Below are 15,223 nucleotides of genomic sequence, written 5' to 3'. Positions count from 1 at the left end.
GGGAGTGGACGAAAAATGAAACTCGATGCTTCATTTTATTCAGGTATTTCCGATAGCACGCAATACTACCACAAAAATGGAATACATTCATTGAGAGATATTATCTGCTTTTATCAAGCTTAGAACTTATAATTAATGGTAAGAGGAGCAGCCAATATTCATTAGATACATTGAAATATAGAAAACAGAATGTTTTTTTCGATAGAACATTCACACTGAACTAGCGGGATTTATCAATCACTATGGTCCTAGCAGGATTAAATTGAATTTAGCTTAATCATTCAGTATGTTGAATACATAGAAGAATAAAGTATAGGAAAAGCCGATGTTGCTTTTAGAAGAAATTTTTAAAACTAAAAAAGTACAACAGAGTGATGAGTTTAATCTGAGAATACATCGTGGGCTGAGTTGGCTAAAGCAGGCATTACTGCTCGATCATGATCCCGATTTACAATTTATCAGCCTCTGGATTTCCTTCAATGCGATATATGCACAAGACTTGGGGCAAAGTCAGGACAAACAGAGTTTACGTCAGTTCTTGCATTTAATTTGCCAGCATGATGTCGATCATAGAATTTATAGCATTTTATGGGACAAATTTAGTCAGCCTATTCGTATGCTCTTAGACAACCAATACACCTATCAAGGGTATTGGGACTATCAAAATAAGAAAATTGGTTTAGAGATCTGTAAGGCTCAGCTTGAACAAGAAAAGAAAAAAGTGGCGAAAGCGCTACAACAGAAACATTCGGTTGATATTTTACTGGTACTGTTTAATCGTTTATATACCTTGAGAAATCAACTGATGCATGGTGGTTCAACCTATAAGAGTTCATTGAACCGCAAGCAGCTACAAGATGGCTGTCAAATTTTATCGGCTTTACTGCCCGCATTTTTGTACATTGCTTTGGAAAATGCCGATAGTCTCGATTTGGGTAAACCTTTTTACCCCGTGGCTCAGGTCAGTTAGCGCTCAAAAAGAAGTGCCCAAACCAAAAGACAATTGACTCAGTCAACTGTCTTTTTAAGGGTTAAGCAATACCCTGTTTTTTGTTATACAGGGTATCCAGCAGAGCAAAGACACCCGCCATCATCACCAGTGTAATACCGACTAAACATGTACTGCTCCAGCCGCCGTGATGCCATGCATAGACACCCAGTGCCGAGCCACACGCGCCACCAATAAAATATAATGTCATATAGATGGAGTTCACCCGAGACTTCGCATCGGGGCGTAAACGGAAAATCACGTTTTGGTTACAACTATGTGTAGTTGCAAGCCCTAAGTTAATCAGTGCATAACCGATGATGTAGCTGATGAGTGAGCTCCCGCCTAAATATAGGAACACCCAACTGAGGGCTAACGTCCCGCAGCCGACCCAAGTCAAAAGCAGGGTATAACCGCGATCGGCCCATTTACCAATCCACTGAGTGGAGAGTGCGCCAAATACGCCGACCAAAGTTACCACGCCGACTAAAACATCCGAAAGTTGAAATGGCTCAGAGGTTAAAAGTAGGGCAATGGTTGAAAACAGCATACTCATGGCAGCAAAAGCAAATCCACCCGTGATTGAGCGAAACACCAAACGAGGCTCTTGTTGCAGCAGACTCCCCATGGACTTAAAAATGTCGAAATAGGTGATTTTAAGTTTTGGTAGTTGGGGTAGTTTTCCTTTCATCAGAAGGGCCAAAGCAAACATGGCGATGCCACTCAGCACATAAATCATTTTCCAGTGCCATAAGTCTGAGAGTAATCCAGCCACACTGGTCGACAGTAAAATCCCGACCAATAAGCCACTCATGAGGAAACCGACCACTTCTCCCGTTTTTTCAGGTTTGACTGCCATCGTGGCCAGAGGAATCAGTACTTGTGCTGCGACAGAAAAGAGTCCTGTAATAATGGTGCCTAGCCAGAGCATCGATAAGTTGGTAGATGTCGCACAGATAAACAGTCCAGCAGATGCGCCAAACATCAGGAATGGAATCAGTTTGGCTTTGTTCAGCATGTCGCCTAAGGGCACAATGAACAGTAAACCCAAAGCATAGGAGACTTGCGCAAAGGTCACGGTCAAAGCCACTTGTTCTTCTGGCGCTTGAAAGCTTTGCTGAATAGAGGAAATCAAAGGCTGGCAATAATAGTTTGCCCCTGCACATAAGCCACAGACAATTGCCATCAGCCAGAGCAGAGATTTGTCTCGACTGATGTCGAAAGAGGTATTCATAATGAGCCTTTGATGAGGGAGTATTTTTTTCAGAAAGACGTTTACATCATGTTTGAGCTAAATAGATGCATCGTTTCAGAAATTGTATACGAAGCTGGGTCAAAAGCCTAAAACAGGCGAGAAAAGACTGCATAAAAAATGAGTCGAAGATGAAGACATAGAAAATAGCATGACCTGTTCTCAGGAGAGTATTTTCGTCTAATACAATCAAAAAATAATGATATTTCGAATTTCCTGTCAAAAAATGATAAAAATCTTTAAAAAATTCTGAACGCACCCGTCTATTTTGTATGAAATTGTTGCATTCGATCATTTTCACTCATAAAGCATACCAAGCATTTGGGGCTGATTGTTGAAATATTCATCTATTTAAAGTGTTTTTGCTTAATTATGGTGCATTTTTGCTTAAGGCTAGTGCGTCAATGCACGCCATTATCATCCCATAAAATATGAAAAAAACATTTTTGTTGGTCGTTCCGCGTTTTAGATCTATTTAAACGTGATTAATCCTTCCTCGTATTTTTATATGATCCACTTCAAATATACGTTTCAGTTGGACTAAATTTTGAGCATTGGCATTTTTGATCGATGAAACATAGGAACAGGCCAATTCTAAGCTTTTGCAAATGGGGCAAAACTGTCATTCAAGTCAATGCCTGCAAAGTTTGCGCGACGGCAGATGGCAAAGCTCGATGAATGACAGGTTCGGGTTAATGTGAACGTGGTGGTTCATATTCTTGGATTGGTCAAAAAGATCAATACTGCGGAATTAAAGGACTTGGTTTTGTGCAAAAAAAGTGCAGATTTTAGTGTAAAAAGATCTGTAGCTCAGAATTTGAATAGAAATAAATCAATTTTTAAGCGGATTCAAAGTAAATAAACGAGATATCACCCAATATTTTTTATGAATCACCAGTTCAGTATATGGGTATTTATTAAATAAATAGTGGGTGGTATTTTAAAAAAGTTTCATTAGAATCCAAAAATTCATAAGAACATCCTGTGAGAAAATATTGCCTAATCGGTGATGTTTACTTTAAGAAAAACTAGCTTGAGGGACGCTCATGCAGATCGGAATTCCAGCCGAAACTGTCGTCGGTGAAAATCGTGTAGCCGCAACGCCAGAAACGGTAAAAAAGTTGATCAGTGCTGGTCATAGTGTAGTGATTGAACGTAGAGCAGGTGTGAAAGCTGCTTATATCGACAGTGCTTATGAGCAAGTCGGTGCTACGCTGACAGATGATGCCTATACCGGTAGCCAAATGATTTTGAAAGTACGTGCCCCTCAGGGTGCTGAAATTCAAAAGCTTGCGCCAAATACATCGGTTATTGCCATGTTTGACCCGTACCGTAATACGGAGCTTGATCAATTTGCATCACAACACGTGTCTGCATTTGCTTTGGAGCTACTGCCACGAACTTTATCTCGTGCGCAGAACATGGACGTATTATCTTCACAAGCTAACTTGTCCGGTTACAAGTCTGTGCTTCTTGCTGCGGCAGAGTACCAGCGCATGTTCCCAATGTTGATGACGGCTGCGGGTACTGTAAAACCTGCACGTGTCGTGATCATGGGGGTTGGTGTTGCAGGTCTACAAGCGATTGCGACAGCAAAACGTTTGGGTGCTGTGGTTGAAGCAACGGATTTACGTCCGACGGCGAAAGATCAGGTGGAATCTTTGGGTGGCAAATGGTTAGACGTACCTATGTCAGCAGAAGAGCAGCAAAAAGCAGCCGATGCTGCGAAAAATGGTTATGGCTGGATGCCAGGTGAAGACTATATCCGCGATCAAGCCATTATTGTGGACAAAGCTGTATCGAATGCTGACATCGTGATTACCACTGCACTTTTACCAGGTCGTAATGCGCCACGTCTGATTAAGGCGGAAACGGTTGCCAAAATGAAACCAGGTTCAATCATCCTTGATATGGCGGTTGAAACAGGCGGTAACGTTGAAGGTTCTAAGAATGGTGAAAATGTTGTGACTGACAACGGTGTGACCATTCTAGGGATTCCAAACATTCCGTCTACGGTTTCAACTGAAGCTTCTGCTTTGTATGCACGAAATGTCTTGAACTTTTTAGATACTTTATTTGATGCAGAGAAAAATTTTGCTATCAATCCTGAAGAAGAAATTCAAAAAGCCCTTCTAGTAACTCATGGCGGTCAAGTACTGCTGAAGCGTGGTTAAGGAGATAGATCATGGTTGAAACAATTACAATTTTCGTCCTTGCCATCTTTGTAGGCTACTACGTTGTGTGGGGCGTTACGCCTGCACTACATACACCGCTTATGGCAGTAACCAATGCGTTGTCATCGATCATCGTGGTCGGTGCAATGATTCAAACGGTGGGGATTCCTGCAATCGGTGTTGATGCGAATGTTGCATTCCAAAGTGTGAATGTGGTGAGCATCTTAGGTGCAATTGCGGTGTTCTTAGCAAGTATCAATATTTTCGGTGGCTTCGCAGTAACAGCGCGTATGCTTGAAATGTTCAAGCCAAAGCAAAAGAAAAAAGAGGGCTAATATATGGAATTCATTCGAGACTATGCGGATTGGTTCTACCTGATTGGTGCTGTCCTCTTTATCTTAACTTTACGTGGTTTGTCTGGCCCGAAAACGGCAATTCAAGGTAACCGTTACGGCATGATCGCAATGGCGATTGCTGTAGTGACCACCTTCTTTGTGGCAGATCATCCTGTGATTTGGATGATTGGCGGTGCGATGGTGCTGGGTGCGATAGTGGGTATTGCCCGTGCGCGTACTGTACCTATGACGCAGATGCCTGAAACTGTTGCTTTAATGCACTCATTGGTGGGCTTGGCTGCGGTATTAATTGCAATAGCTGCAATTCTACATAACAACCAACTGACTGCTTTATTTGCACAAAATGAAACTGCATTAACTGCTGCGGGTGTGCAACATGCACACATGAGCAAGGTTCATTTATTTGAATTGTTCGTGGGCTGTTTCGTCGGAGCGATTACCTTTACAGCGTCTGTATTTGCTTATGGTAAGTTGGCTGCGAAAAAATGGGCAAAAACCATTTCTGGTGCATGGGTTAAACCTGTACAAGCACTGATTTTCCTTGCAATGTTGGCATGTGGTGTGTACTTCTTCACAACAGGCAACATGAATGCATTCTGGGCTATGACTGCACTTGCACTTGCATTTGGTTGGGTGTGGATTGCACCAGTCGGCGGCGGTGATATGCCAGTGGTGGTATCGCTATTGAACTCCTTCTCTGGTTGGGCAGCAGCAGGTATTGGTTTCACACTTGAAAACAATATGTTAATCGTTGCGGGTTCACTGGTGGGTTCTTCAGGTGCGATTCTGTCTTACATCATGTGTAAAGCCATGAACCGTTCAATCATCAACGTTTTGTTTGGTGGTGCAATGGGCGGTACAGCGGTAGCTTCTGCGGACAAAGGCAAACAAGCACAGCGTAACCATCGTTCTGGTTCAGCAGATGACGCAGGCTTCTTGATGTCAAATGCAGACAGCGTTGTGATCGTACCAGGTTATGGTATGGCGCAAGGTCGTGCACAAAATGCTGTGAAAGAACTGTGTGAAATCTTGAAAGAACAAGGTGTAAAAGTGCGCTTTGCCATTCACCCAGTTGCAGGTCGTATGCCGGGTCACATGAACGTACTTTTGGCTGAAGCAGACGTGGCTTATGAAGACATCTTAGAGATGGATGAGATTAACTCAGACTTCCCTGCAACAGATGTGGTGCTTGTGATTGGTGCGAACGACGTGGTGAACCCTGCGGCGAAAGACGACCCAACATCTCCAATCTATGGCATGCCAATTCTTGAAGCACATAAAGCACGTACCATTATGGTCATCAAACGCTCTATGGCGACAGGTTATGCAGGTCTAGACAACGATTTATTCTATAACGAAAAAACCATGATGATCTTTGGTGATGCGAAGAAAGTGGTTGAAGATATGACCAAAGCAATCAATGGTGGTGGACACTAATCCTCCTCCTAGAGTGTATAGAGACCACCTTCGGGTGGTTTTTTTATGTTTGCAGCTTTTGCTAAGATGATGTGTATCTTTTCAATAAGAAAACAAGATGAACATAAATCAGATTTCGTTTCAGGTGTTGCTGATCTTTAGTGGGTTCGTTTTGAGTCAAACTACTCAGGCTCAAGTCTTCGAAATAAAAAATGCATCGAAACGCTATGATGTAAAAATAACGACGAGCTGTACGGACAGGAGCTGCGATGGACAAGCCAATATTGATCTTTACCTAAAAGGGACGGTACAGCGCTTTCAGCGTATTTCCTCGGCTGAATTGACGATGGATCTGGACGAAACTGACAAACCATCTGTCAATGTGGTGCAGCTTTATGGTGAGCAAAGTGCCGTGATTTTTGCCGACTTTAATTTTGACGGCAGTGAGGATGTCGCCATCCGTAATGGTAACTATGGTGCTTATGGCGGGCCAACTTACGATGTTTATGTCTTTCATCGGACTAAAAATAAATTTGTGCTGAGTCAGGAGTTATCGGCCTTAACTCATGAAAATTTGGGCATGTTTGAGGTCGATCCAAAACAGAAAAGAATCTTAACCTTCAATAAAAGTGGGTGTTGTTATCATATTCGTTCGGAATATATCGTGATTCCTAAACACGGCTTGAGTTTAGTCAAAGAGTTTATTGAAGATGCAACAGTTCAAGCGGGAAAGGTTAAAGTGACGGAGCGAACGCTGAATCGTGGTCGATGGGTAGAGAGGGTTCACTATTATGCTGTGGATGAATACTATAAAAACTAAAAGCCATGTTTTAGCAATTAGCTTATAAATTCATTTTGACCTCTTGTATGGTGTATCGCTTTTTCACCTTGTTTAAATCGCTCCATTTATATTGGCGAACATAGATCATTTTTAAATATCTATAAGGTGTTGAAACACTGGCATTGATTTTGCAATTGAGATGAATAATCTTTGGGGGATTATTCATGAAAAAAATAAAATACTTACTCTTCTTCGTGTGATGTATTACTTTACCCAGTTTTGCTGCAGAACCCCTGCCAACACAGGCTCAAAATATTCAAGAGATTTGCCTCTCGCTTGACAGTGTCTGGGTGGTGCTCGGTGGCATTTTGGTGTTTTTCATGCAAGCAGGTTTTGCCCTGATTGAAAGTGGTTCGGTGCGCTCTAAAAACACCATTAATGTACTCATGAAAAACTATATGGATGCGTGTTTAGGGGGCTTGGTGTTTTGGTTGATTGGCTTTGGTTTGATGTTTGGTGCCAATTCGAGTGGTTGGATAGGAACCTCGCATTTTGCCCCCAATGCTATGGATGACTGGCACTGGAACCTCTTGTTCTTTCAAATGATGTTTGCTGCCACCGCCACGACGATTGCCAGTGGGGCGATGGCTGAGCGGATTCACTTTGTGGCGTATATTGTGAGTGCTGCAGTGGTCAGTGGTTTGATATACCCGATTTTTGGTGCATGGGCTTGGGGGAGCTTATTTGATGGCGAAGGTTGGCTAAAAGCCATGGGTTTCATTGACTTTGCTGGTTCAACAGTGGTGCATTCGATTGGTGGATGGGTGGCCTTAGCTGGAATTATTGTGCTGGGACCCCGTTTAGGGCGGTTTGGGCGCAATGGACAGGTCCATTATTTGGCAGGGCATAATTTACCGTTGGTGGCGCTAGGCGGTTTTGTTCTATGGTTGGCATGGTTTGGTTTTAATGCGGCCTCTACTGTGAAGGCGGATGTGGGTATTGGGCGGATTGCCTTGAATACGCATTTGGCGGCGTGTGCTTCGGCAGTTGCCTATATGGTTTATACCCTAATACGTGGTAAAGCGATTTTAGTGCGCGGCACCATTAATGCCTCCTTGGGTGGACTGGTTGCAATTATGGCGGGCTGTGCAACCATGAGTCCAGTGTATGCCATCATTAGTGGTGCGGTTGCAGGTGTGTTGGTCAGTATTTTACCTGTGGTGATGGAAAAACTCCGCTTGGATGATGTGGTCGATGCGGTGACTGTACATGGTTTTTGTGGGGCGTGGGGCACATTGGCTGCGGGGTTGTTTTTTGAAAACCAAATGTTTAATGCGGGAATCATTGCGGTACAAGGCTTGGGGATTGTGACAGCCTTTGCGTGGGGTTTTGGTGTGGCGTTGATCGTCTTTAAAGTCTTAGACCTCGTTCTTGGTGGTTTGCGGGTGAGTAAACAACATGAACAACGTGGCTTGGACTATACCGAACATGCAGAACTGTCTTATCCCGAGTTTCAGCGTGATGTGACGTTTGAAACTGATGATATGACCAAACGTCATTAATGAAAGAGGATAGCTCATGTCGACCGAAACATTAACTATTTTACAAAAACGCCAAGCGATCGAACGTGGATTGAGTCAGTACTTACAAGGAACACTTTTAGAGCAAGTATTGAATCACTGGGAAGCGAAATATGGTGATCAACCCTCCTTTGTCCTGAATCGTTTTTTGAGTGAAATTTGCACCACAGAGGAATTACGTTACTTCCGAAAAGACATGCTCAAAAATGTCTTGGCAGAGATGGCCCAAGTTGAAAAACAAGTGTTGTTGAACCCATCTGCAAAAGCATCGAAAAGTGAACAAGGGGGAGCAGTGTTACTCGATGCATTGACGTTTTTTATGCAAAATATCTGTCAAGCAGTCAAAGCCGTTGATGTGCAGGAGTTTGAGCGTGAGGTGAAAACGCAGCTAGGCGCTTTATCCATTGTGGTCGATAAGTATCAGGCCTTGAATGATCGAGCAGTACTCGAAGCTTTGCCCATGACTCAATATGCGCAGGTCTTGACAGTCTGTTATGAAAATTATTGTGAATTTTATGGTCCAGCAAAAGCAGATCAACTCTATGCCCATGTGAAGCGCCAAGTGAAAGAGCGTTACCCAATGGTCGATATGCATCGCTTAATTTAAAGAAAATTAGACATAAAAAAAGCGACCTTCAGGTCGCTCTTTTCATATTAGGCTACAGTTTCTTCTGGGGCTGCACGCCAAAGGCTTTCTAAGTCGTAGAAACGACGTGCTGTTGGCAACATCACGTGCACAACAACAAAGCCAAGATCAATCAAGATCCATTCTGCATCACGTTCGCCTTCGACACCGAGAGGGCGGAAGCCTGCTTTACGTGCTTCTTCAGCAACGTTATCAGCAAGTGCTTTGATGTGACGCGTTGATGTACCGCTTGCAATCACAATTGCATCAGCGACGTTGCTGATTAGGCTGACATCAATCGCTAAAATATCTTTTGCTTTTACATCTTCAAGGGCTTCATGTACAACTTTTAAGCAAGCTTGTACGTCGGCAGCTTGGGTATTCATTGCGAAATCGTGAGAATTAGAAGCGCTGGGCGATGGTTCTAAATTCATAAAGGGAATTTTTCCGGACAATAACTCATCTTATAATATAGCGTTTTTAGGCGAAAATTTCAAATCCGCAATGGTTCAACTTTGAGGATGTGCAGCAAAGTATTTTGCCTTCCATGCAAAGGACTGAGTTGAAACAGTTTTTGGTCGATATTCCGCCGCAATAAAACCGTCATAACTGCTGTGTTGTAGCCATTCAAAAATATTTGCATACATAATTTGTGCAGTATCTGGTTCATGCCGTCCCGGACAGTCTGCAAATTGGATATGACCAATATCTTGAATATTTTCTTGTAGCCCTTGCAACACATCTTCACCCATCATGGCCATGTGATAGCAGTCGTATTGCATTTTAAGCGCAGGGTGTTGTACTGCTTCTAGCATTTCCTGTGCTTGGGCAATATTTTGTACTAAGAAGCGTGGCATATCTGTGCCGTTGATCATTTCAAAGACAGGTTGAATGTCATGTTCACTGAACATGTGGCAGGCCAGTTTCAGGTTTTTGGACAAGGTATTTAAACAGGGCAGTAGGTCGGCATCTAGGGGTTGTTTACCCGCAAGGATATTCACACTTGGCACTTTGAGTGCGCTGGCATATTGTACTGCTAACTGAAGAGCGCGATGAAACTCTAACTCTTTGCCGGGGACACCTGTGAGCCCATTTCCACCAGTCATTAAGTCGCCCGCAGGAACGTTAATGAGGCAGAGGCTTAAGTCATGAAGCGTAAGCTGAGTTTGAATTTGTTCAATGCTGAGTTCGTAGGGAAATTGGATTTCCACATGATTAAAGCCTGCGGTTTGAGCCAAAGCAAAACGCTCAAGCAGCGGCACTTCGGTAAAAATCATGGATAAATTTACAGCAAGTTTGGTCATGATTTTCTCCTGATTTTATTTGGCTTTTTGTTCTACTTGTAATATGACTGAGGCAAGATCAGCTTCAGCATAGCCTTGTTGTTGGTGTGCTTGCAATTGCTGAAGTGCTCGCGCTGCAACAGGAATGTCGAGTTGGTGCTGCGCAGCAAGTTGCACAGCATTGTTCAAGTCTTTGGACAGGGTTTGAACTTTCCACTGTACGGGCTCAAACAGGTGAGTCGCCATACGTGGACTTAAAATTTGAAAGGGTTTCGAATCGGCAAAACCGCCTGCAAGCGCAGGTGCAAGTAAGCGAGTGTCCACGCCAGCTTTGGCTGCTAAAGCAACTGCTTCTGCAATCAGAGTGCTATTGGCTGCCACAATCAGTTGATTACAAATTTTGGTGGCTTGTCCTGTTCCAGTGTTACCCATACAGGTGACACGTTGAGACAAGATATTATAAATCAAAGACAAGTCTTGAATCGTCTGTGTATCGCCACCAGCAAAGATGACCAGCGTACCTTGTTCCGCACCAATAGTTCCCCCTGAAACAGGTGAGTCGATCCATTGCACCTGTTTTTGTTCGGCACGTGCTGCAAGACTCAGGGTTTGTTCCACTGAAAGACTGGAAAAGTCGATGATCACTTGCTTCGCCGTCAAAAACGGTTCGATTTGTTCATAAACGCTGAGTGCGGCTTTGTCGTCCGCTAAACAGGTCAGAACTACTGGATATTCGGCAATATTTTGTAGCGCTAAGTCTGTCGCTCCCAAATCAATGAGTGCATCGCAGGCACTACTGGTGCGGTTCCATACAGCGACCTCAAGACCTGCTTGAAGTAAGCGGGTGGCCATACGGCTGCCCATGAGTCCCATGCCGAGAAATGCAATTTTAGTGTGTCGATCGAAACTCATGGGACCCTCTTTGATTGTCAGTGCTTAAATACTCTTATTTGTATTGGCGTGGTAGATACTGCACGTCGGGTTGTTTATCTTTTTTACGTGCGATTTGGCTGTTTTTACCTAACAGTAATTTGAGTTGCCAAATTTTTTCCAAACGTAAGGATTTTTTAGGCTCATGCTGCATGGCATCCAGCACATATTTTGAGGCCATAAGTGCATCTGGTGAGCGTTGTAACATTTCTTCTGCAATGGCTTGGGCTTTAGCAAGCGGTGATTCATCAAGATGTGTGACTAAGCCAATTTCTTTGGCATAAGTTGCATCGAAAATACGTGCCGTAAGTGTTAATTCTTTGGCAAGATCTAGTCCGATTAGACCTTTCAAAGAGCGCGTCAGTCCCATATCCGGAACCAGTCCCCAACGGCTTTCCATAATCGACATTTGGGTTGCAGGATGTGCCACACGAATATCCGCCGCTAAAGCCAATTGCATGCCAGCGCCAAAGCAAAACCCTTCAATCGCGGCAATCACAGGAACAGGCAGTTCTTGCCAAATTAGGAAGGCTTTTTGAAAGAGGCTTTGTCCAGGTTTGATCAGTTCCCACGCGGCATAGGCACGATTCTTCGGATTGTTCAAATCGGCAAGATCAATGCCTGCACTAAAGACTTGCGCTTCACCAGTGAGGATGACACAACGAATGCTGCGGTCTTTTTTAATTTTTTCAGCAGTTTTAACCAACTCGCGCAACAGGTCGAAACTCATCGCATTGCGTTTGTCTGGGCGGTTAAGTGAAACAGTGGCAATGCCGTTTTTGTTTTCAATGCGAAGTAAAGCCATGATGAGAACTCTTATTTTTTGCTCGCATGGAGCATAGCATAGCTCTCGTGCGGATAAATGACACCAAGAGTCACGTCGCAATTTGTCTTTCGTGCCATGCTCTTTTGAATGTTTTATGGGATATGTTTGATTAAAATTTGCTGTGCCGCATGTTGTACTTGTTCAATCACAACTTTGAGTTCATTGAAACGCTTTATGGTTTCTTGAACAAATTGTTCATCGGCTTTACGACGTTCTTTACGTAAGGTTGAAACAAACTGTTCAAATGTCCCTGTTGCTTCTTGTAAGTTGGGTACACCGACATAGCGTGTTGCACCATACAGACGGTGTAGCACATGCTCCAATTGTGGGAAATCTTCCATTTCAATCAACTGCTTCATTTCATGCAGCTCAGTATCAAAACTATCCATTAACATACGCAGTAAGTCGACTGCTAAGTCTTCTTTGTTGGCGGCTAACTGTAAGCTTTGCTGCCAGTCGAGTACCTTCGGATCAAGTGCTTCAATCACGATGGCTTTTTCAACGGGTGAGCCTTTGTTGAAACGATCAGTGGTCCAATGGGTCAGGATTTGGATAATCTGATCAATTTGAATCGGTTTGGTGACATAGTCATCCATGCCGACTTGCAGTAGTTTTTGTTTTTCATCGGCCAATGCATGTGCGGTGAGGGCAATGATGGGCAAACGCTTATGGTTTTCAATGGTTGACTCCAGCGCACGAATGGCACGTGTGGTATCGACACCCGACATGACAGGCATTTGAATATCCATAAATACCAAATCAAAAGCTTTGCTGTCGTGTTCAGCGCGCTCTTGTAAAATCTCTAAGGCTTGTTGGCCGCTTAAAGCTTTTGTTGTCGTGACATTCAATTCGCCTAGTAGTGCTTCAAGGACAATCAGGTTAGGGAGATGGTCATCCACCGCTAAAATATGTAAGCCTTGACCATTGAAGGACTCCATTTCGTCTTCTTCAAATAGCGGTTGATTGCTGAGCAATTGAATCAAAGCACTCCGACTGAGCGGTTGGTATAATGGTCGTGCGCGATATTCATTCAGCGTGGTCAAATCGAGTGACATCTGGTAACCATAAACCGCAAGGTTACCGCTATAACGCTGACGAATTTCTTTTAATAAGGCTTCGGTATCACCACTGTGATCAACAATTAACCATGTATTTTCCACATCTTGAGGCAGTCTGTTGAGGTGGCTGAACAAGTCTAAAATTGAACTCGATTCGATGTGTTCCACAGCATAGTCTTCAAGATAATGACGCAGAATATTGGCCGTTGCAGGATGCGCCAAATACGAGACCACTTGCATGTCGCTAAATTGAGGATGTTCAACGTACTCATCTTCTTCATTGACCATAAACATGGCGGTAAACCAGAAGGTGGAACCTTTTTCGGTGGGCGCGCGTTCTTGGTTGTCCTCAAATCCAATTTGCCCCTGCATCAAATGCACCAGCTGTTTGGAAATCGCTAAGCCTAGACCTGTGCCGCCAAATTGACGCGTGACCGAAGCATCACCTTGCGAGAAAGACTCAAACAGTTTTTTACGGTCGGTTCCACTGAGTCCGATACCGCTGTCTTGTACACTAAAGTGCAATAGGCACTGTCCAATATCATCTTGTTCCATTCTTGCGCGGACGATGATCTCACCATCAGGAGTAAACTTAATGGCATTGGAAATCAGGTTGGTTAAAATTTGTTTGAAGCGTAGGGCATCTCCAACCACATGCTTTGGCACATTGTCGGCATAGTAAAAGGCCATATCGATATGCTTTTGTGCAGCAAGAGGAGACAGCATATCCATAACATCAAAAATTGCTTCTTCTAAATCAAAAGTTGCAGTATCGAGTTCTATTTTACCTGCATCAATTTTTGAAAAATCTAAAACATCATTAATCAGTGCCAGTAAGTGTGCAGATGATTTTCGGATGGTTTGTAAATACAGGTTTTGATCATTGTTGAGGTTGTCTTGACGCAGTAACAGGTGAATAAAACCATCAATACTGTTCAGTGGCGTGCGCAGTTCATGGCTGATATTGGCCAAGAACACAGACTTAGACTGACTTGCTGAAATGGCTTGGTCACGCGCTTGACGATAGGTGATGTTTTGCACCTCTAATGTGTCGAGGGTTCGACGCAAATCGTCTTCCGTCTGCTCAGTGTGTTCTTTTAATTCTAAAAAACTAAAATGTAGACGTTTCACCACATTGGCAATATCGCGCTGTAGCAAACGTAATTCACCAGTACTGTTAATCAGCATATGTTGATCGAGGGTGTCGGCATTTAAACGTTGCAGCTGCATGCGAATTTCATACATCGGCGCAATCCAGCGACGCGAGTAGAAATTTAAACAGAGTAAAAGCAATAAGAGTGTCAACAGACCTGTCGCAATCAACACGATCAACACGCGATAACGGGCAATTTGTAAGGGCTGGTTATCTAATTCAACCACCAACTGTGCAGGCGTCCCTGTAAATTGGTTGATGGGCAAACCATATACTGTATTGCCTTTAAAATTCATTGGACCAAAAAAATCAGTATTTTTTTTCAGCGCAGGCCACGGCGCTTGGTCTTGGTAGCCAATGCTAAGTTTGTTATTGCCTTTGTCGTCAATAATTGCGGCACGAATCAGATGTTTTTCATCTAACATCTTTTGCATCAAATAACGTGCATTTTCATACTGCCAAGGGGAGGCATTCACCAAATTGATCGCCGCTTCCGCATCCAGCTGGTAGCGCGTTAAAATCGCTATCGCCATTTGTCGCTGCTGGGCTTTGGCGGCATTTGAAGTTTCGGTAATAACCAGTAATGCACCTACACAGGCCAAAATCATAATCGGCACGAAAATAAGTGCAATGAGCTGTCCATAAGCATGGTTTAAGTGCAGACGATTAAATAACTTTTTATTGATATTTGACATGGTGCAAGTGATTTATTCCCTATGCTTTGAAGTGTAGCACGCTTTATAAAAAATCGATGGTGCTTTAATCACTTTCACGAAAAAGCACGCTAAATGGGTGCAGGGA

The 15,223-nt window shown here is 43.4% G+C and carries 13 protein-coding genes; 7 read left to right on the top strand and 6 right to left on the bottom strand.

The annotated features are described in order from the left end of the window. Positions 1-325 precede the first annotated feature (325 nt). The gene (locus ACY3FQ_RS13415) at positions 326-970 is read left to right on the top strand and encodes a HEPN domain-containing protein (protein WP_005400774.1); all 645 of its coding nucleotides are present in this window, start codon (positions 326-328) and stop codon (positions 968-970) included. A 61-nt stretch (positions 971-1,031) separates the two neighbouring features. Here ACY3FQ_RS13415 and ACY3FQ_RS13410 read toward each other — a convergent pair whose 3' ends face one another. Next, complete coding sequence (locus ACY3FQ_RS13410) at positions 1,032-2,222, bottom strand: MFS transporter (RefSeq protein WP_005400773.1); 1,191 nt, start codon at positions 2,220-2,222, stop codon at positions 1,032-1,034. Between the two features lie 1,064 nt (positions 2,223-3,286). On the opposite strand from ACY3FQ_RS13410, the gene ACY3FQ_RS13405 reads away from it, so the two are divergent. The 6 genes from ACY3FQ_RS13405 to ACY3FQ_RS13380 all read left to right on the top strand — a co-directional run bounded on the left by ACY3FQ_RS13405 (position 3,287) and on the right by ACY3FQ_RS13380 (position 9,154). Continuing rightward, a complete protein-coding gene (locus tag ACY3FQ_RS13405; protein WP_005400772.1) occupies positions 3,287-4,414 on the top strand; it encodes an NAD(P) transhydrogenase subunit alpha in 1,128 nt (375 codons plus the stop codon). An 11-nt stretch (positions 4,415-4,425) separates the two neighbouring features. Beyond that, the gene (locus tag ACY3FQ_RS13400) at positions 4,426-4,749 is read left to right on the top strand and encodes a proton-translocating transhydrogenase family protein (protein WP_004692331.1); all 324 of its coding nucleotides are present in this window, start codon (positions 4,426-4,428) and stop codon (positions 4,747-4,749) included. Between the two features lie 3 nt (positions 4,750-4,752). After that, positions 4,753-6,207, top strand: a complete 1,455-nt coding sequence (locus ACY3FQ_RS13395) for an NAD(P)(+) transhydrogenase (Re/Si-specific) subunit beta (protein ID WP_005400771.1) — start codon at positions 4,753-4,755, stop codon at positions 6,205-6,207. A gap of 97 nt (positions 6,208-6,304) precedes the next feature. Beyond that, entirely contained in the window at positions 6,305-7,006 is a 702-nt protein-coding gene (locus tag ACY3FQ_RS13390) for an FG-GAP repeat protein (RefSeq protein WP_005400770.1), read from the top strand. A gap of 224 nt (positions 7,007-7,230) precedes the next feature. Further along, a complete protein-coding gene (locus ACY3FQ_RS13385; protein WP_279691845.1) occupies positions 7,231-8,529 on the top strand; it encodes an ammonium transporter in 1,299 nt (432 codons plus the stop codon). A 16-nt stretch (positions 8,530-8,545) separates the two neighbouring features. Then, a complete protein-coding gene (locus ACY3FQ_RS13380; RefSeq protein ID WP_005400768.1) occupies positions 8,546-9,154 on the top strand; it encodes a hypothetical protein in 609 nt (202 codons plus the stop codon). Positions 9,155-9,201: 47 nt separating this feature from the next. On the opposite strand, the gene rsfS is transcribed toward ACY3FQ_RS13380, so the two are convergent. From rsfS to ACY3FQ_RS13355, 5 genes are all read right to left on the bottom strand, one after another. Beyond that, positions 9,202-9,606: a ribosome silencing factor gene (gene rsfS / locus ACY3FQ_RS13375; protein ID WP_004692321.1), complete on the bottom strand. Its 405-nt coding sequence runs from the start codon at positions 9,604-9,606 to the stop codon at positions 9,202-9,204. Positions 9,607-9,681: 75 nt separating this feature from the next. Next, positions 9,682-10,476 carry a hydroxypyruvate isomerase family protein gene (locus ACY3FQ_RS13370; protein ID WP_489774170.1) on the bottom strand — a complete coding sequence of 265 codons (795 nt, stop codon included), beginning with the start codon at positions 10,474-10,476 and terminating at the stop codon, positions 9,682-9,684. A 15-nt stretch (positions 10,477-10,491) separates the two neighbouring features. Beyond that, a complete protein-coding gene (locus ACY3FQ_RS13365; RefSeq protein WP_005400766.1) occupies positions 10,492-11,367 on the bottom strand; it encodes an NAD(P)-dependent oxidoreductase in 876 nt (291 codons plus the stop codon). A gap of 34 nt (positions 11,368-11,401) precedes the next feature. Beyond that, entirely contained in the window at positions 11,402-12,190 is a 789-nt protein-coding gene (locus ACY3FQ_RS13360; RefSeq protein ID WP_005400765.1) for a crotonase/enoyl-CoA hydratase family protein, read from the bottom strand. 113 nt (positions 12,191-12,303) lie between these two features. Next, the gene (locus tag ACY3FQ_RS13355) at positions 12,304-15,117 is read right to left on the bottom strand and encodes a GacS-like sensor histidine kinase (RefSeq protein ID WP_279691830.1); all 2,814 of its coding nucleotides are present in this window, start codon (positions 15,115-15,117) and stop codon (positions 12,304-12,306) included. Positions 15,118-15,223 lie beyond the last annotated feature (106 nt).

The organism is Acinetobacter sp. AB03, from assembly GCF_058107045.1.
Note: the sequence above shows the minus strand (reverse complement) of the source record. Positions and strands in the feature narration are given on the sequence as shown.